This is a genomic window from Variovorax sp. Root473, from assembly GCF_001426505.1.
GTDB lineage: Bacteria > Pseudomonadota > Gammaproteobacteria > Burkholderiales > Burkholderiaceae_C > Variovorax.
The window spans coordinates 451,088-451,319 of record NZ_LMEV01000020.1 but is presented as its reverse complement, the minus strand read 5'-3'; the positions used below and the strand labels follow the sequence as shown (position 1 = coordinate 451,319).

Annotated in this window: 1 protein-coding gene; it reads right to left on the bottom strand. The window is 65.1% G+C overall.

Going from position 1 to position 232, the window contains the following annotated elements; genetic code table 11:
* Window positions 1-232, bottom strand: a 232-nt coding sequence (locus tag ASD34_RS26765; protein ID WP_268810590.1) for an EF-Tu/IF-2/RF-3 family GTPase, incomplete at both ends; no start/stop codon positions are given.

Below are 232 nucleotides of genomic sequence, written 5' to 3'. Positions count from 1 at the left end.
CAGCACGCCGACGTTGTCGCCAGCCTGGCCCTGGTCCAGCAGCTTGCGGAACATTTCCACGCCGGTGCAGGTGGTCTTGACGGTCGGGCGGATGCCGACGATTTCGATTTCTTCGCCGACCTTGATCACGCCGCGCTCGACAGCACCGGTCACCACGGTGCCGCGACCCGAGATCGAGAACACGTCTTCGACGGGCATCAGGAACGTGCCGTCCACAGCGCGCTCAGGCGTA